The following is a 26,728-nucleotide window of genomic DNA, read 5'->3' as shown; positions in this document are numbered from 1 at the left end:
TTTTTTATCGCCCGTGCATTACCCGGCATACCGGGAAACAGAGGCTAACGACGCAGGAAATTGCTTTCGATCAGCTCTACCACCTCGCCGCCATGGCCGGACAGGATGGCCTTGGCTGAATACAGCGCGGTATGCAGCACTTCTCCTGTGGTGACGGTGGGCGGCATGACCAGTTCGTACTGGTTCACCTTCACATCCAGCAGCATCGGACCGGGCTCGGCCAGCCACTGCGCAACGGCCTCCGGCAGCTGGTCGGCATGTTCCACGCGCAGGCCCTTGAAGCCGATGGCTTCGGCCATTTTCACCCAGTCAGGGTTGTGCAGATCGGTGAAGGCATTCATCAGGCCTTCGGTTTTTTGTTCGATCTCGACAAAGTCGAGCGCGCTGTTGTTGAGGATGACAATCTTGATGTCCAGCCCCTCTTGCACGATGGTCAGCAAATCGCCCATCAGCATGGACAGACCGCCGTCACCGCAGATGGCAATCACCTGCCGGTGCGGGAAAGCGTTCTTGATGCCCAGCGCCTCCGGCATGGCATTGGCCATGGTGCCGTGGATCAGGCTGGCCAGCGTGCGGCGCTTGCCGTTGGCGCGGGTGTGGCGCAGCAGCCAGACCATGGCGGTACCGGAGTCTCCCACCAGAAAGGCATCGTCAGCGGCCATCTGGTCAATCAGCTTAACCAGATATTGTGGGTGAATCAGGCCGTTATGCCCCGGCTTTTCTTGTTCTGCCAGCCAGTGCAGTGATTTCTGGTGCAGCTTCAGGCACTCCTGCAGGAAGTTGTCGTCCTGCCGTTCCGGCAGGCGTGGCAGCAGTTTTTGCAAGGTGGTGCGGATGTCACCCACCACGCCCAGTTTCACCGGATGGCGCCGCCCCAGGTGGGTGGCCTGGTTGTCCACCTGCAGGATGGTGGCGCGGTGCGAGTAGAACGATGTCCAGGCAAAATCCGCCCCCAGCAACAACAGCGTGTCGCACTCCTGGGTGGCGTGATAGCCCGATTCAATACCCAGCATGCCGGTCATGCCCACATTGAACGGATTGTCCGGCTCGATGAAGTCCTTGGCGCGGCTGGTGTGCGCCACCGGAGCCTTGAGCCGGCGCGCCAGCTCGATGATTTCGGCATGGGCATCGGCGCAACCGGAGCCGCAATACAGTGCCAGTCGTTCGGAAGACAGCAGCAGATGCGCCATTTCATCCAGCTCGGCTTCGGACGGGCTGCACACCGGCTGTGGATGATGGACGCTGAACGGCAGACCGGGCGCTACACATTTACCGGCCAGATCGCCCGGCACAATCAGTACGGCCACGCCACGCAGGTTGATGGCCGCCTGCGCTGCCTGTGCGGTGAGTCGTCTGGCTTGGGAAGGATGGTAGATCGTGGCGCAAAAATGACTGCAGGTTTTGAAAATGGATGCCAGATCCACTTCTTGCGGAAACTCCATCCCCAGTTCGGTCAGCGCCACCTGGGTGGCAATCATCACCACCGGCGAGCGATTGCGGTGTGCTTCAAGCAGGCCGTTGATGGTATGCAGGCTGCCCGGGCCGCAGCTGCCGGCGCAGGCAGTGAGGCCGCCGGTCATGTAACTTTCCGCCCCGGCTGCCATGGCGGCCACCTCTTCGTGGCGTACATGTACCCATTTGATCTGGCTGTGGCGGATGGCGTCGGTGATGTGGTTGAGCGTGTCGCCGACAATACCGTAGCAGTTCTTTACCCCGGCTTGTTCCAGTGTTTCGACAATGATTTTACCGACAGTGTTGTGTTGCATTGCGGGTGTCTCCATGGGTGGGCTGGTCGAAAGATGTGGTCAGGCTGTTGCAAGCTTGCTGCCTGTGCTATGTCTCGCCGTGCTTGTCCCCAAGCTGCGACAGACCGAAATAATTGCTATTCATCTTTGCCCCACGCCAAAGCTGCTGTCGCCACCTGTTTTCTGGGGTTAGTCGCGAAGATTAATTTCATTTCCCCGTATTTTTTCCATGTGGCCGTGAAATTTCCTTTTCTCTACTGATGCGCTGTCAGCCTCTTGTTGTTTTGATTTGCTGGTGAGAATCATTCCATCCGCCAGTCAGCCCGGACTGCATCTTCTGTAGCAGTCCTTGCCTGCTGGTCCGCGACTACACAGTGACAGGAGGTATGGATGGAATCCGATAACTTGCCGTCCCCCGGCCCGGCCACCCCGGCCCGCCGGCTTTTCCTCAAGCAACTGGCGGCTGCCTCCGGCAGTGTGCCGCTCAGCCAGGCGCTGGCTGGCGGTACTGCCGCCGCCTTGCTGCTTCCTGCCGGGCAGGCCGCAGCCACCACCAGCCCGGCAGTGGCCATCAACCAGGTATATGGCTACCAGAGCTTTGGTCCGGATGAAGCGGCCTTTGTCGAAGCCATGCTCAACATCATGTGCCCGGCCGATCACCTCACCCCCGGTGGAGTGGACTGCGGTCTCGCCATCTATATCGACCGTCAGTTGGCCGGCAGTTTTGGCCAGGGGGCGCGGCGCTACGCCGCAGGGCCATTCCTGCAGGGTGCAGCCCAGTGCGGGCCGCAACTGCCGCTGACGCCGGAGCAGTATTTCAAGGCGGGCATAGCAGAAGCCGACCGTGCTGCGCAGCGGCTGCATGGCCAGTTGTTTGATGCGCTGACACCACAGCAAGGCGATGCCTTTCTGCAGCAGCTGGCGGCAGGGCGAGTGGCGGGCGAGCAGCTGGATCTGGCGGAGTGGTTCAACAGCCTGGTGTACCCGCTATTTGCCGAAGCCTGTTTTGCCGACCCGCTCTATGGCGGCAATGTGGGCATGGTGTTCTGGAAGATGATCGGCTACCCCGGCCTGCCGGCCACGCATGCGCTGGATGTCGTCCAGTATCTTGGCAAGCCTTATCCCGGTGCTGCCACTCCCAAATCCATCGCCGACTTCAGCTAGGGACATGCCATGAAAACACGTAGCAGCAAAACCGTGGTCATTGTGGGGGGCGGCCTGACTGCCGGCCTGATTGCCCGCCAGCTGACCGCCAAGGGGGTGGAAGTCCTGGTACTGGAACGCGGTGGCGATCACAGCAAGGGGCCGGAATCCAGCCTGCCCAACCAGCGGGATGAACTGCGCTGGTCGGTGCGTCAGGGACTGATGCAGGACTGGTCGCGCGAAACCTATACCCTGCGCCATCAGCACAACCAGATTGCCTTGCCGGTGCGCTGGATGGAATCCTTCCTGCCGGGGCAGGGGCTGGGCGGGGCTGGAAATCACTGGAATGGCCACCTGTGGCGCTGGGCCGAGTACGACCCGCAGCTGCGCAGCCATTATCTGCAACGCTACGGCAAGCAGGCGATTCCGGCGGACATGCCCTTGCAGGACTGGGGGGTGACGTATGCCCAGCTGGAGCCGTATCACGACTTGTTCGAGAAACTGTTCGGCGTTTCCGGGCAGGCAGGCAATATCGGCGGCAAGAAACTGCCGGGTGGTAATCCCTTCGAAGCACCGCGCAGCGGGCCTTATCCGCAAGCGCCCTTGCAGGTGCTGGAGTCCGGACTGGTGTTCAAGCAGGCTTGCGAGCAACTGGGCTATCACGCCTTCCCGCAGGCCGCGGCCAATTCTTCCGGGGCCTATACCAACCCGGATGGACAGAAGCTGGGGCAATGCCAGTATTGCGGTCATTGCGAGCGATTCATCTGCGAAGCCAATGCCAAGGGGTCGCCGCAGGTGTTGCTGTATCCCATGCTGCGCGAGCGCAAGAGCTTTGACGTGCGGCTCAATACCCAGGTACTGGGGCTGCGCTACGATGCCGCCGGCAAACGTGCCACCGCCGTGCATTGCCTGGATTTGCTGACCGGCGAGGAATACGAGCAGCCCGCCGAAGTAATCGTGCTGGCAGCCTTTACCATGAGCAATACCCAGTTGCTGCTGCACAGCAAGATCGGCAAACCGTACGACCCGGTCAGCAATACCGGCGTGGTGGGGAAGAACTTCTGCTATCAGGTGAATGCCGGGGTGGATCTGTTCTTCAAGGACAAATGGTTCAACCCCTTCCTGGCCAGCGGCAGTACGCAAATTGTCATTGATGACTTCAATAACGACAATTTCGACCACAGCGGCCTGGGCTTTCTGGGTGGTGCCACCATTCAGGCCTACCAGTTCAGCGGACGTCCCATCAAGGGACGACGGGTGCCGGATGGCACGCCGCGCTGGGGCACCGCGTGGAAGCAGGCCAATGCCGACTGGTATGCCCACTCCATGACGCTGGGCATCGAAGGCAGCTGCTATCCGCACCGTGGCAATTACCTCAGCCTGGATCCGACCTATCGCGATGCCTATGGCCGGCCATTGATCCGCATGACCTTCGACTACCGTGCCAACGAGCAGAAAATGGCAGCCTTCCTCAGCAACAAGATGATGGAGATTGCCCGGCACTGCGGTGCGGACAAGGTGGGCAGCCTGCAAGGTCTGGTCACCCCGTTTGACAGCCGGCTGTACCAGACCACCCACATTGTGGGCGGCACCATCATGGGCGAGACACCGCATGACAGTGTGGTTTCCCCCCATCTGCAACATTGGGATGCCCACAACCTGTTTGTGGTGGGGGCGTCGGTCTATCCGCACAACTCCGGTTACAACCCCACCGGCCCGCTAGGCGCACTCGCCCTGCGGCTGGGGGATGACCTGCAGCGCTATTTGCAGCATCCGGGCCGTCTGTAACGCCATCTGGCCGCCCGCACGGTGCGGCCTTGTTCACCCCAAAGGAGATTCCCATGCGTATTTTCCTGTTTGCAGCTGCCTTGCTGCCGTTGTCGGCATTCGCGGCTGGCCCAGCCACACCCCCCGCTGCTTTTGCCCAGTGCGCTGCCTGTCACAGCGTGACCGGCAGCAATGGCGTTGGCCCCAGCCTGAAAGGTGTGATCGGGCGCAAGGTCGGCAGTTATCCGGGCTTTCGTTACAGCCGGGCGATGAAAACCCTGGGCAAGAGCTGGGATAAGTCTTTGCTCTCCGCCTATCTGGCCAATCCGCAGCAAACCATTCCGGGTAATGTGATGCCGTTTGCCGGGGTGCCGGATGCCAGCCAGCGCACTGCCATCATCGCTTATCTGGCGACATTGAAATAAAGACGGCCAGTGCACGGGACGGGGGGGGCGGTGTGGCTTTGCTTCGCGCCGGCCCCCGTGTCGGCTGTGTTCCCGTCTGGCGGTTCAGCACGTCCGGGTAGTCCGGCATGGCCGGAGCACCCTGCATTAGCAGGACTGCTGTTGATCGGCAAGAGGCCCGCCTCCCGCCCATGGGCCAGCAGGCAAGCTCCCGGCTTATGCGGAATATCGGCAGCTGTCTGTTGCTAACCCGCTGTCAGAACCCGGAGTCGCCATGTCCACTGCCTTCCCTCATCTGCTGTCCCCCTTGCGTATCGGCAAGCTGACCCTGCGCAACCGCATTGTTTCCACCGGCCACGACACCGTATTGCCGGTTGACTGCCAGGTCAGCCCGGCGCTGATTGCCTACCATGCCGCGCGGGCGCGTGGCGGAGTCGGCCTGATCGTGTTGCAGGTTTCCGGCGTGCACGAAAGTGCGCGTTATACCTCGCACGCGCTGATGGCCACCGACGACAGTTGCATTCCCGGCTATCGTGCGCTGGCCGAAGCCGTGCATGCCGCAGGGGCTACGCTGTTTGCCCAGCTGTTTCATCCGGGTCGTGAAATCATGGAAACCGCCGATGGCATGCAGGCGGTGGCGTATTCCGCCTCTGCCGTGCCCAGCGAGCGCTTTCACGTGATGCCGCGCGCCCTGAGCGAAAGCGAAATCGCCGCCTTGATTGCCGGTTATGCTGCTGCGGCGCGACGCATCCGCGCGGCGGGGCTAGACGGGGTGGAAATCGTTGCCAGCCATGGCTATCTGCCGGTGCAGTTTCTCAACCCGCGGCTGAATCTGCGCACGGACGGCTATGGGGGAAACCTTGACGGCAGGCTGCGTTTTTTGCGCGAGGTGGTGGCGGCCATTCGCGCCGCTGTGGATGAAGACTGCGTGGTGGGCTTGCGCATTTCGCTGGACGAGCGCGACAGCGAGGGCCTGCAGGAAGACGAAGCCTTGCAAGCCTGTGTCGCGCTGCAAGACCAGCTGGATTATGTCAGCCTGGTGGCCGGCACCTCGGCCAGCCTGGGTGGCGCGGTGCATATTGCCCCGCCGATGGCGTTTCCGGCGGCTTATCTCGCTACCCCGGCCGGACGTTTCCGCCAGGCGCTGTCCATTCCACTGCTGCTGGCTGGCCGTATCAACCAGCCGCAAGAGGCGGAACAACTGCTGGCCAACGGCGTGGTGGATGCCTGCGGCATGACACGGGCGCTGATTTGCGACCCGGAGCTGCCCAACAAGGTGGCCAGGCAGCAGTCGGATGCCATCCGCGCCTGCATTGCCTGCAATCAGTCCTGTATTGGCCGTTTTCACCGCGGCCTGCCCATTTCCTGCATCCAGAACCCGCTCTCCGGGCGCGAATTGCAGTTCGGCCCGCTGACACCTGCCAGCAAGCCGCACCGGGTGATGGTGGTGGGTGGTGGCCCGGCCGGCATGCAGGCCGCAGTGATTGCGGCGCAACGCGGCCATCAGGTGACCTTGTACGAAGCAGCGGCGCAACTGGGCGGGCAGGTACTGCTGGCACAGCAACTGCCGGACCGGGCGGAATTTGGCGGCCTGATCACCAATCTGCAATACGCACTGCGCGCGGCTGGAGTGGAAGTGGTGTTGCGACGTCGGGTGGAGCGGGACCTGGTGCAGCAACAAGCACCGGATGTGCTGATTCTGGCCTGTGGCGCCACACAGGCCACGCCGCGGCTGGAGGTGGGCGGCAGCCTGCCGGTGCACGACAGCTGGGACGTGTTGCAGGGAGCCAGTGTCGGCGCGCGGGTAGTGGTGAGCGACTGGCGTGCCGACTGGGTGGGGCCGGGGCTGGCCATCCGGCTGGCCGAGGCCGGGCATAAGGTGACGCTGGCCGTCAACGCACCGCTGATGGGACAAGCCCTGCCGATGTATGTGCGCGACCAGCTGGCCGCGCGGCTGCACCAGCTGCAAGTGGCCATCCTGCCTTATGCACGCTTGTATGGTGTGGATGACCACACTGTTTATTTGCAGCACACCGCCAGCGAGGAAGCCATGCTGTGCGAGGACATCGACAGCCTGGTGCTGTGCCAGCCGCCGCAGCCGGATGACTCATTGCGTCAGCAACTGGACGGGCTGGATCTGGAAGTGCACGCCATTGGCGATTGCCAGACGCCGCGCACCGCCGAAGAGGCCATTTACGAAGCCACCCGGCTGGCCTGGACCTTGTAAGCAGCAACCGGCGCGGCCGCTTATACCAGTTGCAGGCGGCCGCCTTCGTTTTTCAGGTGCGGGATCAGCGCATCGTCCTGATGCACTGCCAGCATGTTCACCCCGGCGGAGAACAGGCGATAACCCAGCGCCTCCAGCCAGGGGCGGATGACCGTCATGTCCGACTTGATGATTTCCATGAAAATCAGCGGACGGCAGCGGCGGATGGACTGTTCCGCCCCGCGCAGCACCTGTTCTTCCATGCCTTCCACGTCGATCTTGATGAAGTCGATGCGTTGCAGGCCCAGCGAATCCAGGCTGACCAGGTCGATGCGGATGGTGCGGTGCTGGTAGTCCAGCGCCTGACCGATGAATTCATTGCTGGCCGACTGCTGCAATTCCACGCTGCCAAAAGAGCCGGGGCGCAGGTAGTCCGGTTCCGGAATGTCGATCTGCCCGCAGTGCTCGCCCACGGCGGAGTTGAGCGCATTCACGTTCAGGCAGTTGTTGAGGGCGATATTGCCGCACAAGGCGTAGTAGATTTTCTCCTGCGCCTCGAAGGCCACCACATGGCCCCAGGTGTACATGAAACGGGCCATCTCGATGGTGTGCACCCCGATATTGGCGCCGCAGTCGATGGCCAGCACGCCTTCGCCCCGGTCGCGCAGGCAACTGGCCAGCAAGGCCAGCACAAAGTCCACCTCCTCCTGCTCGTAGCCGCTTTGCGTCATCAGCTGATAGCCCACGCCATAGGATTCGCCATCGGACGGGGCAAAGTCGTTGCGGTTGACGATCATGCTGCCGTGATTGGTAGACAGCAACATGAAGGGCGCGGGGCGCGGAATGTTTTTCATGGCAGAAACCCGTCAGGAGAGATAGTGGCGATTATGCCGCACTGCGCCGATGATGACAGATCAATGTTGCTGGCTGGCAGCCTGCTCCATGCGCCGGTCCGGCACCAGCCACCACAGCGCCAGCAGCCCGTATACGGCAGCGCCCAGCCAGCTGGAATAAAACGACAGGCCGATGCCCAGCAGGTAGAACAGCGGCGACAGCCTGCCCTTGCGGTCGCGGCCCAGCGCATGCAGCAGCACCTCGCGGTTACCCGGTACGCACAGCAAGGTACGCTGCATCACATACCAGGCCAGGGCGGACATCAGCAGCACCACGCCATACAGTGCCACCGGCAGGGATTCCATGTGGTTTTCCCCCATCCAGCCGGTGACAAAGGGTAGCAGTGACAACCAGAACAGCAGGTGCAGGTTGGCCCACAGCACCCGGCCGTCCACATGACGCACCACATGGTAGAAATGGTGGTGGTTGTTCCAGTAAATGCCCACGTAGACAAAGCTGAGCACATAGCTGAGGAATACCGGCCACAGTGCTGCAAGTGCAGCGAGGCTGCTGTCATGCGGAACCTTGAGTTCCAGCACCATGATGGTGATGATGATGGCAATCACGCCATCGCTGAAGGCTTCCAGCCGGTTTTTGCCCATGTCTGGCTCCGTGGTGGCTAGCGGGAAAAAGGGTTCTGCCCAGCCGGGCTTGCCGGCTGGTAGGGTAGGCGGATCATGGTGTGGTACTGGCCATCGGCCTGGGCCACTTGCAGCGATGCTTCTGCATCGTAAAACAGCGCCAGCCGCTCACGCAGATTATCCAGTGCCATGCGGTTGCCCTGATGGGCGCTGTCCTGCTCAGCGGACAGCGGGTTGCTGACACTGAGCAACAATTGCCCGCCTTTGACTTCTGCCCGCACCCGGATTTCACCACCTGCGCGGCAACGTTCCACGCCATGATGCACGGCGTTTTCCACCAGCGGTTGCAATAGCAGCGGCGGCAGACCGGCATCCAGCGCAGCATCGATATGCCAGCGCACATTCAGCCGCTCTCCCAGCCGCTCGCTCTCGATGGCCAGATACATGCGCGCCAGCTCGATTTCACGTTCCAGCGTCGAAGTACGGCCGGGGTCAGCCATCTGCGCGCGAAACAGGTCGGCCAGGTTCTCCAGCACCATTTCCGCTTTCTCCGGCCGCGAGCGGATCAGCGCAATCGCCGCGTTCAGGCTGTTGAACAGGAAGTGGGGGCGTATGCGTGCTTGCAGTGCCGCCAGCCGTGCCTCGCCCAGCGCCGGTGACAGGGCACGCTGGCGCAGGCTGAAGTAATGCAGCAGCAGCAGGGACAGCAGCCCGGCCAGCAGCGGGCGGTCCAGTCGGGGCAGCTCCAGCGGATTGAGCAGCCGGTCCTGCAGCACGACACACAACATGCTGATGACCATCACCAGCAGGCTGGCATGGCGCTGTCGGCCAAGCCAGGGTGACAGGGCACCCAGCAGGCCGAGGCCAAGCAGCATGGACGGTTCGGCCCAGCTGGCACCTGCCAGCAGGCGCAGCCACCAGCCATCCCCATCGCTCTGGTACAAGGTGCAGATCAGCAACAGCAGGTTAAGCAGCAGCAGGATGCGCAGCATCACCCCCAGATTGCGGAAATCCGGAATGGCAAAAACCGTGTGTGGCCGACGGTGCTGATCCATGTGCAGTCATTGGGTAGAGTGGAATTGCATCATAGCAAGCTGCCGGTGCGGCGGGCGAGCCAGCTCGGCGGCTCAGGCGCTGGCCAGCTGCATGCGGCGGCGCGGGCGTACGGCCCACAGGCTGGCGGCCACCATCAGGCCACCCCCCAGCCAGCTGGCCACGGAGAGTGATTCACCCAGCCACAACACGGCAAAGGCGGCACCAAACACCGGCTCGCTGCCGGTTAACAGGGCCACCCGGGTAGCACTGCTGTGGCGCAAGGCGTAATTCATGGCAAAAAAGGCAAACAGGGTGCAGAACAATACCAGATAGAGGGTATTGCCCCAGAAGGCCAGCGCGGTGGGCAGCGCGGGCAAGCCTCCCTGCATGCTGGCCAGCAGCAGGCAAAAGAGGCAGATCACCAGGCTTTGCAAGCCGGTCAGCGCCAGCGTGGCCACCGGCTTGCCGGCAGTCAGCTTGCGGGTGAGGCAGCTCATCACCGCGCGCAGCAAGGCCGCCAGCAACATCAGCACATCGCCACCATTCAGTTGCAGCTGTGTGGCACCACTCAGCAGCCAGGCACCCAGCAGTGACACCGCAGCAGCCAGCAGCGCATCGGCAGCAGGCTTTTGCCTCAGCAGCCACCATTCTGCAAACGGTGTCAGTACCAGGCACAGGCTGATCAGGAAGGCGGCATTGGCGGCACTGGTATGGGCCACGCCAACGGTCTCGCACAGGAAAATCGCCAGCAAACCGATGCCCAATGGCAAGGCCGCCTGCAAGGTTGCGCGCCGGACGGCCGCATCGGCCAGTGCGCGCTGGGCGGGCAGCAGCAGGATGAAGGTCAGGCCGAAGCGCAGCGCCAGCAGGCCGAGGACGGGATAAAACAGCAAGGCCTGCTTGGCCAGGCCATAGCTGCTGCCCCATACCATGGCTACCAGCAGCAGGAGCAGATCCGGCAGGAAGGGATAACGTTGATGCAAGGGGTGCTGGGCGGGCATGTCAGGCTTTCACGGAAGGGTAATGGCTGAATTATCATTGCTGTGTCTGGTATTGATAATCTCTGGTTTCGGAACAGGAATTGTGCTGTATGGGAACAAATAAACTGATTGGCCTGTTGCCGGATATGGCGGCGTTTGCCCTGGTGGTGGAGCGTGGCAGCTTCTCCGCCGCAGCGCGGCAGCTGGGCATGACCCCGTCGGCCATCAGCCGTCAGGTGGCCCGGCTGGAAGCGGCATTGGGCGTGCGGCTGCTGGAACGCAGTACCCGCCAGTTACGGCTGACCGAGGCCGGAGACGCCACCTTGCAGCGATGTCGCAGCATGCTGGATGCCGCCGACGAAGCAGTGCAGCTGGCCCAGCAGCAACATGCCCGGCCACAAGGTACGGTGCGGGTCAGCATGCCCAAAGCTTTTGGCCGATTTGTGGTGGCACCGCTGATTCCGGCCTTCCTGGCGGCTTATCCACAGGTGAATGTGGAGCTGTTCATCAGCGACCGCGATGTCGACCCGCTGGCCGAGGGGCTGGACTTCACCGTGCGGGTTACTGATAGCCCGCCGCCCGGCATGGCCGGCCGACCGCTGATGCCAATACGCCAGTTGCTGTGCGCATCGCCGCAGTATCTGGCGACGCATGGACGGCCTGGCCATCCTCGCGAGCTGGCAAATCATTTGTGCCTGTATCTGGCCGAACATGCCGGGGACAAGCGCTGGCAATTACGGCGTGGCAACGAACAGCTGAGCGTGACGGTGCAAGGCCGTTATGCCACCAATCACAGCGAGTTACGCTTGCAAGGCGTGTTGAACCATCTGGGTATTGCGCCGCTGCCGCACTTTACCGCGCAGGCGGCATTGGCCGCCGGCCAGATAGAAACCGTGCTGGATGACTGGGAGTTCACCACTGCCTACCGTGGCATGGCCTGGCTGCTTTATCCGCCCAACCGCTATCTGCCACCCAAGGTGCGGGTGCTGATCGACTATCTGGCGGACTGTCTGGCTGATCAAACCACACCCATGACACGGTAATGCCACAGCCGGGCCAAAGCCGGCTCGCCCTCGGGGGTGGCTTTCCCTATAATTGCCGCTGCTGCCTACGGGCAGCCCAAGACAATCACCGCAGGGAACCATCGAGATGCAAGAAAGCCATGCCTGGTCCGGTCGCTTCAGCGAACCGGTTTCCGAACTCGTCAAGAAATACACCGCCTCCATCGACTTCGACAAGCGACTGGCCGAATTCGACATCGAAGGCTCGCTGGCTCACGCCACCATGCTGAACAAGGCAGGCGTGCTGTCCGACGACGATGTGGCGGCAATCCGACGTGGCATGGCCGAAATCCTGGACGACATCCGCGCTGGCCGACTGGAGTGGAGTGTCGATCTGGAAGACGTGCACATGAATGTGGAACGTCGCCTGACCGACAAGATCGGCGATGCCGGCAAGCGCCTGCACACCGGCCGTTCGCGTAACGACCAGGTGGCTACCGACATCCGCCTGTGGCTGCGTGCACAGATCGACGCCATCGTCGGCTTCATTGCCGAACTGCAAACCAGCCTGCTGGAACTGGCCGAAAAACACGCCGACACCGTGATGCCGGGCTTCACCCACCTGCAAGTGGCCCAGCCGGTGACCTTTGGCCACCATATGCTGGCCTATGTGGAAATGCTGGCGCGCGATGCAGAACGCATGACCGACTGCCGCAAGCGAGTCAATCGCCTGCCGCTGGGCGCAGCAGCGCTGGCCGGCACCACCTTCCCCATCGACCGTCATTACACTGCGCAACTGCTGGGTTTTGACGATGTCTGCCACAACTCGCTGGACGCCGTGTCCGACCGTGACTTCGCCATCGAATTCACTGCCGCCGCCAGCCTGGTGATGGTGCACCTGAGCCGCCTGTCCGAAGAATTGATCCTGTGGATGAGCCCGCGCGTCGGCTTCATCGACATCGCCGACCGCTTCTGCACCGGCAGCTCCATCATGCCGCAGAAGAAAAACCCGGACGTGCCGGAACTGGTACGTGGCAAATCCGGCCGCGTGGTGGGCCACCTGATTGCGCTGGTCACCCTGATGAAGGCGCAGCCGCTGGCCTACAACAAGGACAACCAGGAAGACAAGGAACCCTTGTTTGACACCGTGGACACCCTGATCGACACCCTGCGCATCTACGCCGACATGATGCGTGGCGTCACCGTGAAGCCGGAAGCCATGCGCGCTGCCGTGCTGCAGGGCTTTGCCACTGCCACCGATCTGGCCGACTACCTGGTGAAGAAGGGCCTGCCTTTCCGCGACAGCCACGAAGTGGTGGCCCTGAGCGTGCGCTACGCCGAAGGCCGTGGCGTGGATCTGGCCGATCTGTCGCTGGACGAACTCAAACAGTTCAGCCAGCTGATCGAGCAGGACATCTACCAGGTACTGACCCCGGAAGGCAGCCTGGCCCAGCGCGACCACGTGGGCGGCACCGCGCCGAACCAGGTGCGTGCCCAGATTGCCCGCCACAAGGCAAGACTGGCAAGTTGATCAGTTAACGCCGTTCCGGACCAAACCGCCGCTCTCGGCGGTTTTTTATTGGCCTACAGTGTCAGCTGTGATCAGTTTCTCTGGAAGATTGCCGTGCAATTACCTTCGCTAGAGCCACTGGGACGCAGCCAGCGCATCATGCTGACCATGTTGCCCGGACTGGCGCTGTTCATGCTGGGCGGCCTGTTGATGCTCTACCAGTTCTACTCGGGTATCCAGTCTGCACTGGAAAGCCAGTTGTCTTACAAGCTGGAAAAAATCGAGCAGATTCTCGATCAGGCACAAAGCACGGGCGAGGCCATGTTGCAGAAGCCCGATCTGGAATGTCGCAACATTTATCCGGAAATCCGCCGACAGGTCACCACCCAGTCCTACGTCCGCTCGATGCGGCTGATTGATCAGGATGGCCGGGTGTATTGCGATTCCGTCATCGGCTGGCATTCGCCCGCCTATTCGCAGGAATACCCGAACCAGACCCGGCTGCTGCTATTGCCGGGAAACCGCCTGTCGCCCTGGCACCCCTTGCTGATGCTGTGGCTGGACGCCAAGCGGCACGATGTCCACGCCATCCAGCTTGCCGTAGACAGTGATTATCTCAAGGACAGGCTGGCACATCATGAACAGAACACCTGGTTTTACCTGCAGGTTGGCGACCGCTGGCTGGATGAAAAGGGTGGCATGACATCTCCACCGAAACGGTCTCACTGGCAGCAACGTTACCTCAGTTCAGGGCGTTATCCGCTATCCATCGTCATGGACTACTCCATGCCGTGGTTGGTGCTGGAACGGGTGAAGCAGGAGCCGGATCAACTGGCCTTGCTCCTGTTGTTCAGTGCCAGTTTCAGCTGGGGGTTTCATCGCCTGCTGCTGCGTAATGGCGCGCCCAGTCGGGAATTGCAACGTGCGGTGCGCGAACGGGAATTCATTCCCTACCTGCAACCGCTGATTGATGCCGAGCATTTGCAGTGGCGCGGGGTGGAGGTGCTGATGCGCTGGCACCATCCGGTGGATGGCATCGTGCTGCCCGATCTCTTCATTCCGTTTGCCGAAAATACCGGTCATATCGTGGCCATGACCCGCGCACTGATGCAACAGACAGCAGAACAGTTAAAAGACTGTCCCTTGCCGCCGGGTTTCCAGATCAGCATCAATGTCAGTGCCACGCATATCGAAGCGGGCAGCCTGCCTGCCGATTGCGCCGCCTTTTTGTCAGCCTTTGCGCCGGGCAGCATTGTGCTGACCCTGGAATTGACCGAACGCGAGCTGATCAAGACCGGCCCGCAAACCGATGCCCAGCTACAAAAACTGCATGATTTGGGCGTGCGTATTGCCATCGACGATTTTGGCACCGGGCATTCCAGCCTGTCCTATCTGCAAAAGCTGGATGTGGACGAACTGAAAATAGACCGCAGTTTTGTGGCCGGCATCGGCAGTGACAGCCTGTCGGCCGATATTCTGGACAGCATCTTGCAGCTGGCTGCCAAGCTGGGCCTGGCCGTGGTGGCCGAAGGCGTGGAAACCCTGCAACAGGAAGATTATCTGCGCAGTCATGGCGCGCATTTGCTGCAAGGCTATCGCTATGCCAGGGCGATGCCGATTGCCGAGTTCCTGCATCGTCCCGAATGGCATAATGATGCCTCTCCGTTCCTGGCCAAGGCCAGGGCCGACGCACACTCCTGAGTAGAGGCAAAGCAGCAAGATGAAACCAGCCGTCATCGGCATTGCCGGCGTAACCGTTCCCGGTGCGCTGGACTGCCTGTCCAAAATGCATCAACTTTCCGCCCTGATGTGTGGCGGTCACCATCATCACCCCCGCTTCGTGCTGGACCAGCCAGACTTTGGCGCGGTGCATGCCGCCCAGTTGCAAGAGCGCTGGGATATTGTCGAGGACTCCATTGTCGGCTCCTTACAGCGGCTGGCAGCCGCCGGTGCCCAGGTGGCGGTGATTCCGGCCAATACCGTGCATTGCTGTATTGATGGCATTCGCCGCCGTGCGCCCTTGCCGCTCATCAGCATGCTGGATGTGGTTGCGGCAGAGTGCCGGCAGCGTGGCCTGCGCCGGGTCGGCGTATTGGGTACCCGCTGGACCATGCAGTCACATCTGTACCGTGCGCCGCTGGCGGTGGTCGGGGTGGAGGAGTGCATTCCGGATGAAGCAGGCCAGGCCATTGTGCAGCGGGTGATTTTTGAAGAACTGGTTCCCAATGGCAGCGTAAGTAGCGATAGCCTGCAGCAATTATTACAGGTGGTGGCGGATTTGCGGGCGGCAGGTTGTGATGGCGTAGCGCTGGCCTGCACCGAGTTGCCACTGGTACTGGATGAGGCCAATTGCGGCATGGCGGCGGTGGATACCACCGCAGTGCTGGCGCGGGCAGCCATGCAACAGGTTCTGGCCTGAAGCATGCCGGGCCTGCACCTGTTGCAGGCCCGGTGGCTTTTGCCGTCGGCTTGCGGCGGGTCAAGGGCGGATTGGTGCTAGCATTTGCCCTACTACCAGAAAATATGTTAGTAACTAAACATGATTTTCGGAATCGAATCCCTATGAGCCGCTCACCCCGTCACGACAAGATTCTGCAGCTGGTCCGCGAAAATGGCTTCATGCCGATCGAAGAACTGGCCAGACTGCTCGATGTCACGCCGCAAACCATCCGCCGCGACATCAACCAGCTGTGTGAAGAAAATTTGCTGCGCCGTTATCACGGTGGTGCTGCCCTGGGCAGCAGCGTGGAGAACGAGGATTACTTTGCGCGCAAAGGAAAATTCCAGAGCGAAAAGGCACATATTGCCGACATGATTGCCGGCAGCATTCCGGACCATGCCTCGCTGTTCATGAGCATCGGCACCACCATCGAAGCGGTGGCCCAGGCGCTCACCATCACCCACAAGGGTTTGCGTGTCATCACCAACAATATCCATGTGGCGTCCATCATGTCGGCCAATCCGGATTTCACCGTGATGATCACCTCCGGCGTGGTACGCGCCAGTGATGGCGGCATTACCGGGGTGGCCACACTGGACTTCATCAACCAGTTCAAGGTGGATTACGCCATCATCGGCGTGTCCGGTATCGAGACCGATGGCTCGCTGCTGGATTTTGATTACCGCGAAGTGCGGGTGGCGCAGGCGATGATGTCCAATGCCCGTCACCGTTACCTGGCTGCCGACCACAGCAAGTTTGGCCGCAATGCGCTGGTGCGCATGGGACATATCAGCGAATTCCACACCGTGTTCACCGATGCCGAGCCGCCGGAGTCGCTGGCCAAGCTGCTGGAAGAACACAATGTAAGGCTGATTCTGGCCGATGCAGTCTGACATTCAGCCAAGACTGTATTGATAATCTCCTCTCGCTTTCTGAAATGAAAGCGAGGCTCCCATCTTCAATTGGTGGGGCAAGGGCGGGGGGATTGGAAATAGATGGGAAGGCTGCGGAATCCAAGAGTTAGTTGAAAGGCCCGGCTTTGCCGGGTCCAGTACAAGCGCACCAAATAACCTTGTCAGCAGCCTGACGCCCGCACTGCGGGCGTTTTTGCTGTCAGCCCTCGGCTGGCACATCCACCCTGGGCAGCGCATAGGCCTGCACACGGTTGCGGCCCAGATGCTTGGCCTGATACAGCATGTCGTCCGCCTGTTGTACCAGGGTGGTGGTGTCGTCAGCCGTAGCCAGTGAGCTGATGCCCACGCTGAAGGTTTGGCGGAAGGTACGCTGGTTGCTGAACTGGTCGATCTGCACGAATGCCTGCCGCAGGGCTTCCATTACCTGCAAGGCATCTTCCTGACGGGTGCCTGGCAACACGATGGCAAACTCTTCGCCACCGTAACGGCTGATCAGGTCGGAGCGGCGCAGCCTCTCTTTCAGGAAGCGGGCCAGGTTGACCAGCACCTCGTCGCCCGCCGGATGGCCGTAGGTATCGTTGACCACCTTGAAATGGTCGAGATCCAGCATCACCAGCGACAAGGCACGCTGGTCCCGTTTGGCGCGCAGTACTTCGTATTCCAGCTGGGCATACAGATGGGAGTGGTTGAGCAGGCCGGTCAGGCTGTCATTGATGATGTAGGAGCGCAGCTTGCGGTAACGCCGGGCACGGTTGATCACCGTTACCACCAGTTCCTCCGGGGCCACCGGCTTGGTGAGAAAACCGTCAATGCCCAGTGTCAGCGTATCCAGCTGGATGGACTGCCGTTTTTCCACCGACAGGAACAGGATGGGAATGCCATCAAGCAAGCGTTGCTGGCGGATGATCTGTGCCAGTTCCATGCCATTGCAGCCCGGCATGTACATATCCATCAGGATCAGGTCCGGGCGGAACTGCACGATGCCATCCAGCACCCGGGCAGGCTCGGTGACCTGCAGGGTGTCAACACCATGCTGACCAAGCACGCTGGCGTACAGGCCGGCCAGCGAGGCCATGTCTTCCACAATCATCACCCGCAGCGGGTCGCGTTTTTCACCCAGATCACCAAAATTCAGGCTGTCTATCAGCTCGTGGGCCAGTACCGGCCAGCCCAGAAAACCGGAGCCACCGGCACGCACCGCCTGCAAGCGGGCATCAAAATCGATGCGTGGTGAACAGAACAGCAAGGGACACAGCCCACGCAAGGTATCAGCCAGGGTGAAAATGGGGTCGCTGGCGGCAAAGTCGGTATAGGCCACCACCGCTGCCGGTTTAGCCTCGTTCAACGCCTGGGCCAGCCGTGATGCCTGATACATCACCCGCACGACAAAACCATAGCAGCTTAATTGCTCGCTCAGGCTGGCCGACTCCTCGCTCTCCGGCATCCACAGGTATAGCAGATGCGGACCGGGCTGGCTCAAGCCGGGGTTGTACGGTTCGGGTGTTGTCTGCCGGTCGGCCATCATCGCCAGCTGGCTGACAATGCCCAGGTGGTGGCGCAGTTCGTTGTAGCGTTCCGGTTCACTCGGGCTGGCATCGTTCTGCAGCAACCAGTGCTGTAGCAGATTGCGCAATGCGGTGCATTCGGTGCGCAAGGACAGTGCCTGTTCCTCGTCGATATGGCGTTCCAGATTGTTCAGCAGTGCCAGCAGGTGAGCAGCCAGCGAACGGTCCCAGCGCATCACCAGCATGTGGCCGATGCGATCGATTTCACGTGCAGCGTGTTCTCTTGCCGAGTGGTGTAGGTTGCTTGCCAGCTTCATAGTGTTATCCGTTATTCAGACGTGGGCGAGGTCTGTGCGACAGCCTGGCGGTGCAGTAGTGCTGTGCAAACATGGGCAAGACTCAAGGCATTGCAAAGGAACGCAGGGCCTGAATGCTCAATGTTATAATTCTGGCTTGATGAATCAGTTGGCGCGCAAATGAACGTATTTTACGAAGAAAGCGGTTCCTTCAAGGTTGGCACCATTGTTTCCCGTGCCGATGCCAGCTTGCAGGTAGATACGCTGCATGGCAAGCGAGCCAAGATCAAATCAAGCAATGTTTTTCTCGAGTTTAGCTCGACTCTGGCAGATTTTCTTCCTGCTGCAGAAAAAATGGCTGATGAGATCGATCTGGATTTCCTGTGGGAATGCAGCCCGGAAGATGAGTTCGAGCACGATGTGCTGGCGGCCGATTACTGGGGCCATGCCCCCTCGGCACTGGAGAATGCTGCCATCATCCTGCGCGTGTTCGGTGCCCCGATGTATTTCTACAAAAAGGGCAAGGGCCGCTATAAAAAAGCCCCGGAAGAAGCACTGAAAGCCGCGCTGGCCGGTATCGAGCGCAAGAAGCGCGAGCAAGAGCAGATTGATGGCTGGGTGGCCGAGCTGAAGGCCGGTACCCTGCCGGAGGCCATCCGCAGCCAGTTGATGACCTTGCTGTGGAAGCCGGACAAGAACACGCTCGAATTCAAGGCTTTCGACCAGGCCGCGCGCGAGCTGAACCAGCCGCCGCTGAAACTGGCACAAAGCGTGGGCGGTATCAGTTCGGTGCCGGACTACCTGATGGCCGGTTTCCTGATGGAGTACTTCCCCAAGGGCAGCGGTTTTGGCAAATATGCCCCGCCGCTGCTGCCGGAAGAACTGCCGCTCTCCGAGGTGGCAGCTTTCTCCATTGATGACGCCAACACCACCGAAATCGACGATGCGCTGTCGGTAGTCGACCTGCCGGACGGCAACAAGCGCGTGGGCATCCACATTGCCGCCCCTACACTTGGCGTGCCGGTGGATTCGGACATCGAAAAACTGGTATGGGGCCGCCTGTCCACCGTGTATTTCCCCGGTGGCAAGATCACCATGTTGCCAGACGACGTGGTGCAGGCCTTTACCTTGCAGGAAGGGCAGGACTGCCCGGCGCTCAGCCTGTATGTGGACGTCACGCCGGACTTCGAGCCGGTGGCCTACGAAAGCCGCATCGAGCGGGTGCGCATTGCGGCCAACCTGCGTCATGCCGAGCTGGAACAGCAGTTCAACGAAGACACCCTGCTGAACGACCCGGGCGTGGATTACCCGTTCAAGCGCGAGCTGACCTGGCTGTGGCACTTTGCCAATGCACTGGAAAAACGCCGTGGCAAGTACGACCCCACCCGTCCGGTGCAGATGGACTACAACTTTGATGTGGTCGATGGCAAGGTGCTGATCACCCTGCGCAAGCGTGGTGCGCCGATGGACAAGCTGGTGTCGGAACTGATGATTCTGGCCAACAGCGAATGGGGCCGCATGCTGGCCGAAGCGGATATCCCGGCCATGTATCGCGCCCAGAGCATGGGCAAGGTCCGCATGACCACCCGCCCCGAGCCGCATATCGGCTTGGGCGTGGCGCAATATGCCTGGGCCACCTCGCCGCTGCGCCGTGCCACCGACTTCGTCAACCAGCGCCAGCTCACTGCCATGATTCGTGGCGAGAAGCCGCAGTTCGAGCAAGGCAATGCCATGCTGTTTGCCCTGCTGCGCGACTTTGACACCACCTATTCCGCCTATCTGGGTTTCCAGGACAAGCTGGAGCACTTCTGGTGCCTGCGCTGGTTTACCCAGGAAGGTGTCAGCAATGTCACCGCCACCTTCATCAAGGAAGACCTGGTGCGTATCGACGGTCTGCCGCTGCGGGTACGCATTCCGGGCTTGCCGGAACTGGCGCGTGGCGACCGTATCCAGCTGAGCGTGATCCGCATCGACGAACTGATGGCCGAGATCGAATTCCGCTTTGTCGGCGTGGTAGGCCATGTCGAGGCTGCCAGCGAGGAAGAAGAAGGCTGAGGCCTGCCCTGTTGGATGTGAAAGCAAAAGGCTGCCTGCGGGCAGCCTTTTTCTATACAGGCATTACTGATCAGAACATGTCGTCGATGCCGTTGCAGGCCTCTTTCAGATCGCCAATGGCACCGGTCAGCGCATCACGCTCGATGCCCAGTTTGTCCACCACGCTCCAGGGCAGGGTGGTCAGCATGTCGCTTTCGCTCATGTCGTGATTGAAGCCGGCCACCATGTAAGCCGACAGGCCAATCACGATGGCAAAGCGCGAGACATCGCCCAGCAGGTCGTGCTGGTCGCGAATGGCTTGCTGGATGTCGTCCGGGAAATTCCAGCGCCGGGCCAGCTCGGCACCCACTTCGGTCAGGTCCACGCCCAGCAACATGCGCTCGGTGGCCACCCGGTCTGCGCCGCCCGCCACAATCTTGTCGATCTGCACCGCCTGCTGTGGCATGGCCACATGCAGCACCAGTTCGCCGATATTCGACAGCAGGCCACAGGTGTAGCCCAGCTGGGCATCCAGCCTGGCCAGCTTGGCCAGCCGCTTGGCGGTATTGGCCATGGCAAAGCTGCGCTGCCAGAAGCCCTTCATGTCAAAACCCGGTATGCCGGCGGTGGCACCGGTAATGCCGGAGGCAATCACCAGAATGCGCAGATTGTCAAAGCCCAGCAGTACTACCGCATCGTCCAGTGAACCCACGCGGCGGCTGCCGCCAAAGCGCGCGGTATTGGCCAGACGCAGCACACGGGCGGTCAGCACCTGGTCGTGCCCGACCTTGTCGCTGATTTCATCAGTATTGATATCGGTTTTGTGAAAGCTTTCAATCAGCTCCTGCACTACCTTGGGTACCATCGGCAACCGTCCGGATGCCTGCTCGAAAAGTTCAGCCACTTGCATGCCATATCCCCTTTGTCATTGTCCCGCTTATTGAGCTTAGGTGAAGTGTTGCAGAAAAAAAGGCCAAAAATGCCGATCTGGCACAAGCAGTCAGGCGACTGGCTGGCCGTGGGCCGCTTCCAGCAGGGCAAACCAGTGCTGGCGGTCCAGTTGCAGGCGGCAGGCAGCGGCTGCTTCATCCAGCGAAGCCAGGCGGCGCGAGCCGGAAATGGGGATGGGGCGGGCCGGGTGGCGCATCAGCCAGGCCAGCGCCAGTGTGGCGGGAGTGACCGCCAGCTCGGCTGCCATTTGCTGCAGGGCTGCGTGCAATGCCGGGTGGGCAGCAGGCTGTAACAGACGGCCTCCTGCCAGCGGCGACCACACCATGGGGCGGATGCCAGCTTGCAGGCACTGGTCAAACGTACCGTCGAACAGGGGCGCGCCATGCAGCAGCGAGGCTTCCACCTGATTGGTGAGCAAGGCGGTACGCGACGAGAGCAGGGCAAACTGGCTGGGACTGAAGTTGGATACGCCAAAATGCCGCACCTTGCCACTTTGCTTGAGGCTGGCAAAGGCCTCGGCCACTTCGTCCGGGTCCAGCAGCGGGTCCGGGCGGTGAATCAGCAGCAGGTCCAGATAGTCCGTGCCCAGGTTCTGCAAGGAAGCATCCACCGAGGCCAGGATATGCGCGCGGCTGCTGTCGTAGTGCTTTACCTGCCAGCCACGGCTGGCATCTGCCGGCTTGATGCCGCATTTGCTCACCAGCTGGATGTGCTCGCGCTGGCCAGGGTTGGCCTTCAGCCACTGGCCGAACAGCGCTTCGCAGCGAAAGCCGCCGTACAGGTCGGCATGGTCGAAAGTGGTGATGCCAAGCTGGATGGCATGCTCCACCCAGGCTGCCAGTTCCGCAAGGGAGAAATTCCAGTCGTGCAGCCGCCACAGGCCGGCGGCTACCGGAGAAAAAACTGGCCCCTTGGGGGCCAGTTGTGTTGCATGCAAAGGACTCATCAGGCAATCCGTTGTTCTGTAGTCGGGTCGAACAGCACGGCCTTGGAGACGTCGAACACTAGTTCCATGCTGTGGCCCGGCAGTTTGGCTTCTGTCGGGTGGGTACGGCAGCATACCTTGGTGTTGTTGAGCGAGACAAACACCAGGGTGTCCGGCCCGGTGGGTTCGATCACGTCGATATGGCAGGCCATCACCGGCAGCCCTTCGCGGTAGGCGGTGCGGGCATCGGTGATTTGCTCCGGGCGGATGCCGAAGATGACTTCGCGGCCCAGCCACGGCTTCATCTTGTCCTGGGCATGCGGCAGCGGCAGGATGACGCAACCCTTGTCGTCACAGATTTTCACCCCCAGCACCCCGGCCGATTCCACCACCTGCGCCGGAATGAAGTTCATCGACGGTGAGCCGATGAAGCTGGCGACAAACAGGTTGGCCGGGTTGTCGTAGATGTCCTGCGGGCTGCCGAACTGCTGCACGATGCCGTCCTTCATCACCGCAATGCGGTCGCCCAGCGTCATGGCCTCGATCTGGTCGTGGGTGACATAGACGATGGTGGATTTCAGTCGCTGGTGCATCAGCTTGATTTCGGTACGCATTTCCACCCGCAGCTTGGCATCCAGATTGGACAGCGGCTCGTCGAACAGGAAGATGGACGGGTTGCGTGCCAGCGCACGGCCCATGGCCACGCGCTGACGCTGGCCACCGGACAGTTGCGAGGGCTTGCGGTCCAGCAGGTGGGTCATTTGCAGCATCTGTGCCACGCGTTCGACAGTGGCGTCGATTTCGCCCTGCGGCATCTTGCGGATTTCCAGGCCGAAGCTGATGTTCTTGCGCACGCTCATCGACGGGTAGAGCGCATAGCTCTGGAACACCATGGCAATGTCGCGGTCCTTGGGCGACAGGTCGTTCACCCGTTTGCCGCCGATTTCGATATCGCCGCTGGAAATGTCATCCAGCCCGGCAATCATGTTCAGCAGCGTGGATTTGCCGCAGCCGGAAGGGCCTACCAGAATCAGGAACTGGCCGTCTTCGATGGCGATGTCAATGCCCTTGAGCACCTCGGTGCCGTTGGCGTAAGTCTTGCACACATTATTGATGGAGAGAGCAGCCATCGTTCAACCTTTCACAGCACCGGCTGTCAGGCCACGCACGAAGTAGCGGCCGGCAACCATGTAAACGAACAGGGTGGGCAGGGCGGCAATGATGGCCGCTGCCATGTCCACGTTGTATTCCTTCACCCCGGTAGAGGTGTTCACCAGATTGTTCAGCGCCACGGTGATGGGCTGGGCTTCGCCGGCGGCAAACACCACGCCGAACAGGAAGTCGTTCCAGATCTGGGTGAACTGCCAGATCACGCACACCATGAAGATGGGGCCGGAAATGGGCAGCAGGATGCGGAAAAAGATGGTCCAGAAACCGGCGCCGTCAATGCGCGCTGCCTTTACCAGCTCGTCCGGGATGGTGACGAAGAAGTTGCGGAAGAACAGCGTGGTGAAGGCCAGGCCGTAAATCACGTGCACCATCACCAGCCCGCTGGTGGTATTGGCAATGCCCAGCTCGCCCAACAGGCGCGCCATCGGCAGCAGCACCACCTGGAAGGGAATGAAACAGCCCACCAGCAGCAGGGTGAACAGCACGTCCGAGCCACGGAAGCGCCACATCGACACCACATAGCCGTTGACCGCGCCAATCAGGGTGGAAATCAGCACCGAGGGCACCGCCATCTTCACCGAGTTCCAGAAAAAGCCCTTCATGCCGCCACATTCCACGCCGGTGCAGGCGCTGGACCAGGCCTTGCTCCAGGCATCAAAGGTGATGGATTGCGGCAGGGCAATCAGGTTGCCGCCACGGATGTCGTCCAGGGTTTTCACCGAGGTGGACAGCATCACGTACAAGGGCAGCAGGTAGTAGATGGCCATCAGCACCAGTGCGGCATACAGCACGATGCGGCCGGGAGTCAGGTGTTTAGCCACGTTTGGCGCTCCTTGTTTCCATATACATCAGCGGCACCAGTACGGCGACGATGGTCATCAGCATCATCATGGCCGAGGCAGCCCCCAGGCCCAGCTGGCCGCGGGTAAAGGCAAACTGGTACATGAAGATGGCCGGTACGTCGGATGCCGTGCCGGGGCCGCCGCCGGTCAGCGCCATCACCAGGTCGAAGCTCTTGATGGCGATGTGCGACAGGATCAGCAGCACGCTGAAAAACACCGGGCGCAGGCTGGGGATGATGATGCGCCAGTAGATGACCGGCAGGCTGGCACCATCCACCTGGGCGGCCTTGATGATGGAGTCGTCAATGCCGCGCAAACCGGCCAGGAACAGCGCCATCACGAAACCCGACGACTGCCACACGCCGGCAATCACCACGGTGTAGATGGCCTTGTCCGGGTCCACCAGCCAGTCGAAGGTGAAGTCGGGAAAGCCCCAGTCATTGATGACCTTCTGCAGGCCCATGTCAGGGTTGAGCATCCATTTCCAGGCGGTGCCGGTAACGATGAAGGACAGCGCCATCGGGTACAGGTAAATGGTACGCAGCGTGCCTTCGGCGCGGATTTTCTGGTCGAGCAGCACGGCGAGGAACAGGCCGACGGCCAGCGTGCAGCCGATGAACAGGCCGCCGAAAATGCCCAGATTGGCGACTGCAGTCCACCAGCGGTCATTCTCGAACAGCGCCTGGTACTGGATCAGGCCGGCCAGGTCCATTTGTGGCAGCAGTCGCGATTCGGTCAGCGACAGCCAGCCGGTCCAGGCGATGAAGCCGTAGACGAACACCAGGCTGATCAGCAAGGTGGGCGACAGCACCAGCTTGGGCAACCAGCGGTCTGCCAGCGCCGACAGGCTGGCTTGTGATTGGGATGAGGACATGAATCAATCCTTGCATGCAGCCGTGGCGTGCTGGCGCAGGCGCGCAGCAGGCCGCGTCCCGACCGTGGTCACGGTGCGGAAGGGCAGTCGGCGTACATGTTTTGCTTCGGTGTGGGACAGACAGCTACCGGGCCGGCATGGCCGGCAGCTGTCTACGGCATAGCGCGCCCGGACCGCAGGCCCAGGGCAATATGGCTGCTTGCTTAATGCACCTTGCCAGCCTTGGCCAGACGCTCGGTGGCGGTTTTCGGGCTCATGGAGGAGTTCATGAACTGCGAAATCACGTCATCAATCGCGCCTTCGGTGGCAGACGGCATGGCCATCTTGTGGGCAAAGCTGGGCACCAGGCCGCCACTCTTGGAGGCAGCGGTCAGGTCAGCCTTGGACTTCTTGGCACAGTCGTCAAACTTGTCCATCGGCGTGTCCAGGCGGGCCGGGATGGAGCCCTTGTTCAGGTTGAACACTTCCTGGAAGTTCTTGCTCATCACGGTTTCGGCCAGATCAGCCTGTGCCTTCTGCGCTGCCGGGTCCTTCTGCTTGAACATGGCCAGGCTGTCGATGTTGAAGGTGAAGCTGCCAGACGTACCCGGTGCGGCTACGCACAGGAAGTCCTTGCCCGGCTTCTTGCCGGCGGCGGTGAATTCGCCCTTGGCCCAGTCACCCATGAACTGCATGCCGGCCTTGCCGTTGATCACCATGGCAGTAGCCAGGTTCCAGTCACGGCCAGCGGCACCCTTGTCGATATAGGTTTTCACCTTTTGCAGGGTTTCAAACACTTTCAGGGTGGTGGGGCCGGCCAGGGTGGCCTGGTCCAGCTGCACGAAGGCCTTCTTGTAGTAGGCCGGGCCACCTACACCCAGCGCCACCGATTCAAACAGGGTGGCGTCCTGCCACGGCTGGCCACCGTGGGCAATCGGCTGGATGCCGGCTTTTTGCAGCTTGTCAGCCGCTTCGAAGAATTCCGGCCAGGTGGTCGGCACCTTGGCACCGGCCTTCTTGAAGGCGTCCGGGTTTACCCACAGCCAGTTCACGCGGTGCACGTTCACCGGAGCGGCCACGTACTGGCCCTTGTATTTCATCACCTGGCTGACCACCGGCGGCAGCTGCTTGTCCCAGCCTTCGGCCTTGGCCACGGCATCGATATTGGCCAGCACGCCTTCGGCACCCCATTCCTGGATGGCCGGGCCCTTGATCTGGGCGGCGGTAGGCGGGTTGCCGGATACCACGCGGGTTTTCAGTGCGGTCATGGCATTGTCGCCACCACCACCGGCCACTGCGAAGTCTTTCCAGTTATCGCCCTTGGCGGTCATCATTTTCTTGAGTTCGGCCACGGATTTGGCCTCGCCACCGGAAGTCCACCAGTGCAGCACTTCCACTTCCCCGGCAAATACGCTGGCCGGCAGCAGGGTGGCAGCCAGCAGGGCGGCGCTCAGTTGCTTGCGTTTCATTCTCTTGTCTCCGTCTTGTAGCGTTGCATTTCGGTTTTTTATGTTCCATTCCGCTGGTCGCTG

22 protein-coding genes are annotated in these 26,728 nt (G+C 61.2%); 10 read left to right on the top strand and 12 right to left on the bottom strand.

Annotation, left to right across the window (positions count from 1 at the left end; translation table 11 throughout):
- Nucleotides 1–44 precede the first annotated feature (44 nt).
- Nucleotides 45–1,766: a thiamine pyrophosphate-dependent enzyme gene (locus DKK66_RS06850; RefSeq protein WP_131356529.1), complete on the bottom strand. Its 1,722-nt coding sequence runs from the start codon at nt 1,764–1,766 to the stop codon at nt 45–47.
- 369 nt (nt 1,767–2,135) lie between these two features.
- Here DKK66_RS06850 and DKK66_RS06845 point away from each other — a divergent pair, with 369 nt between their 5' ends.
- The 4 genes from DKK66_RS06845 to DKK66_RS06830 all read left to right on the top strand — a co-directional run bounded on the left by DKK66_RS06845 (nt 2,136) and on the right by DKK66_RS06830 (nt 7,286).
- Nucleotides 2,136–2,909, top strand: a complete 774-nt coding sequence (locus tag DKK66_RS06845; RefSeq protein WP_131356526.1) for a gluconate 2-dehydrogenase subunit 3 family protein — start codon at nt 2,136–2,138, stop codon at nt 2,907–2,909.
- A 9-nt stretch (nt 2,910–2,918) separates the two neighbouring features.
- Entirely contained in the window at nt 2,919–4,676 is a 1,758-nt protein-coding gene (locus DKK66_RS06840; RefSeq protein ID WP_131356523.1) for a GMC family oxidoreductase, read from the top strand.
- Between the two features lie 53 nt (nt 4,677–4,729).
- Nucleotides 4,730–5,080 (top strand): cytochrome c family protein, encoded by a 351-nt coding sequence (locus tag DKK66_RS06835; protein WP_131356520.1) that lies wholly within the window; start codon nt 4,730–4,732, stop codon nt 5,078–5,080.
- A 253-nt stretch (nt 5,081–5,333) separates the two neighbouring features.
- Nucleotides 5,334–7,286: an FAD-dependent oxidoreductase gene (locus DKK66_RS06830; protein WP_131356517.1), complete on the top strand. Its 1,953-nt coding sequence runs from the start codon at nt 5,334–5,336 to the stop codon at nt 7,284–7,286.
- A gap of 20 nt (nt 7,287–7,306) precedes the next feature.
- On the opposite strand, the gene DKK66_RS06825 is transcribed toward DKK66_RS06830, so the two are convergent.
- From DKK66_RS06825 to DKK66_RS06810, 4 genes are all read right to left on the bottom strand, one after another.
- On the bottom strand, nt 7,307–8,119 hold the full coding sequence (locus DKK66_RS06825) for an FkbM family methyltransferase (protein WP_045848120.1): 813 nt from the start codon (nt 8,117–8,119) through the stop codon (nt 7,307–7,309).
- A 60-nt stretch (nt 8,120–8,179) separates the two neighbouring features.
- Nucleotides 8,180–8,761 carry a TMEM175 family protein gene (locus DKK66_RS06820; protein ID WP_045848119.1) on the bottom strand — a complete coding sequence of 194 codons (582 nt, stop codon included), beginning with the start codon at nt 8,759–8,761 and terminating at the stop codon, nt 8,180–8,182.
- Between the two features lie 17 nt (nt 8,762–8,778).
- The gene (locus DKK66_RS06815) at nt 8,779–9,795 is read right to left on the bottom strand and encodes a sensor histidine kinase (protein ID WP_131356514.1); all 1,017 of its coding nucleotides are present in this window, start codon (nt 9,793–9,795) and stop codon (nt 8,779–8,781) included.
- Between the two features lie 72 nt (nt 9,796–9,867).
- Entirely contained in the window at nt 9,868–10,776 is a 909-nt protein-coding gene (locus DKK66_RS06810; protein ID WP_131356511.1) for a DMT family transporter, read from the bottom strand.
- An 89-nt stretch (nt 10,777–10,865) separates the two neighbouring features.
- Between DKK66_RS06810 and DKK66_RS06805 the strand changes: the two genes are divergently transcribed.
- The 5 genes from DKK66_RS06805 (at nt 10,866) to DKK66_RS06785 (ending at nt 16,599) form a co-directional block, all read left to right on the top strand.
- The gene (locus DKK66_RS06805) at nt 10,866–11,798 is read left to right on the top strand and encodes a LysR family transcriptional regulator (RefSeq protein ID WP_131356508.1); all 933 of its coding nucleotides are present in this window, start codon (nt 10,866–10,868) and stop codon (nt 11,796–11,798) included.
- A gap of 106 nt (nt 11,799–11,904) precedes the next feature.
- On the top strand, nt 11,905–13,287 hold the full coding sequence (gene argH / locus DKK66_RS06800; RefSeq protein WP_062789424.1) for an argininosuccinate lyase: 1,383 nt from the start codon (nt 11,905–11,907) through the stop codon (nt 13,285–13,287).
- Nucleotides 13,288–13,380: 93 nt separating this feature from the next.
- Nucleotides 13,381–14,967 carry an EAL domain-containing protein gene (locus DKK66_RS06795; protein ID WP_131356505.1) on the top strand — a complete coding sequence of 529 codons (1,587 nt, stop codon included), beginning with the start codon at nt 13,381–13,383 and terminating at the stop codon, nt 14,965–14,967.
- 19 nt (nt 14,968–14,986) lie between these two features.
- Entirely contained in the window at nt 14,987–15,685 is a 699-nt protein-coding gene (locus tag DKK66_RS06790) for an aspartate/glutamate racemase family protein (RefSeq protein ID WP_131356502.1), read from the top strand.
- A 143-nt stretch (nt 15,686–15,828) separates the two neighbouring features.
- Nucleotides 15,829–16,599 (top strand): DeoR/GlpR family DNA-binding transcription regulator, encoded by a 771-nt coding sequence (locus DKK66_RS06785; RefSeq protein WP_045846546.1) that lies wholly within the window; start codon nt 15,829–15,831, stop codon nt 16,597–16,599.
- Between the two features lie 220 nt (nt 16,600–16,819).
- On the opposite strand, the gene DKK66_RS06780 is transcribed toward DKK66_RS06785, so the two are convergent.
- On the bottom strand, nt 16,820–18,442 hold the full coding sequence (locus DKK66_RS06780) for a diguanylate cyclase (protein ID WP_242673581.1): 1,623 nt from the start codon (nt 18,440–18,442) through the stop codon (nt 16,820–16,822).
- Nucleotides 18,443–18,601: 159 nt separating this feature from the next.
- On the opposite strand from DKK66_RS06780, the gene DKK66_RS06775 reads away from it, so the two are divergent.
- Entirely contained in the window at nt 18,602–20,476 is a 1,875-nt protein-coding gene (locus DKK66_RS06775; RefSeq protein ID WP_131356499.1) for a ribonuclease catalytic domain-containing protein, read from the top strand.
- A 70-nt stretch (nt 20,477–20,546) separates the two neighbouring features.
- Here the strand turns inward: DKK66_RS06775 and DKK66_RS06770 are convergent, their stop codons facing one another.
- The 6 genes from DKK66_RS06770 to DKK66_RS06745 all read right to left on the bottom strand — a co-directional run bounded on the left by DKK66_RS06770 (nt 20,547) and on the right by DKK66_RS06745 (nt 26,665).
- Complete coding sequence (locus tag DKK66_RS06770) at nt 20,547–21,365, bottom strand: HDOD domain-containing protein (RefSeq protein WP_131356497.1); 819 nt, start codon at nt 21,363–21,365, stop codon at nt 20,547–20,549.
- A 90-nt stretch (nt 21,366–21,455) separates the two neighbouring features.
- Complete coding sequence (locus tag DKK66_RS06765) at nt 21,456–22,352, bottom strand: aldo/keto reductase family oxidoreductase (protein ID WP_131356494.1); 897 nt, start codon at nt 22,350–22,352, stop codon at nt 21,456–21,458.
- Nucleotides 22,352–23,461, bottom strand: a complete 1,110-nt coding sequence (locus DKK66_RS06760) for an ABC transporter ATP-binding protein (RefSeq protein WP_045846542.1) — start codon at nt 23,459–23,461, stop codon at nt 22,352–22,354. Before DKK66_RS06760 ends, DKK66_RS06765 begins: the two co-directional genes overlap by 1 nt.
- A gap of 3 nt (nt 23,462–23,464) precedes the next feature.
- Nucleotides 23,465–24,268, bottom strand: coding sequence for a carbohydrate ABC transporter permease (locus DKK66_RS06755; protein WP_370302990.1), 804 nt, complete (start codon nt 24,266–24,268; stop codon nt 23,465–23,467).
- A 46-nt stretch (nt 24,269–24,314) separates the two neighbouring features.
- Nucleotides 24,315–25,217 carry a carbohydrate ABC transporter permease gene (locus tag DKK66_RS06750; protein ID WP_045846540.1) on the bottom strand — a complete coding sequence of 301 codons (903 nt, stop codon included), beginning with the start codon at nt 25,215–25,217 and terminating at the stop codon, nt 24,315–24,317.
- A 203-nt stretch (nt 25,218–25,420) separates the two neighbouring features.
- Complete coding sequence (locus tag DKK66_RS06745) at nt 25,421–26,665, bottom strand: ABC transporter substrate-binding protein (protein WP_045846539.1); 1,245 nt, start codon at nt 26,663–26,665, stop codon at nt 25,421–25,423.
- Nucleotides 26,666–26,728 lie beyond the last annotated feature (63 nt).

The sequence above is a fragment of the Aquitalea sp. USM4 genome, assembly GCF_004328945.1.
In the GTDB taxonomy this organism is placed as follows: domain Bacteria; phylum Pseudomonadota; class Gammaproteobacteria; order Burkholderiales; family Chromobacteriaceae; genus Aquitalea; species Aquitalea pelogenes.
Note: the sequence above shows the minus strand (reverse complement) of the source record. Positions and strands in the feature narration are given on the sequence as shown.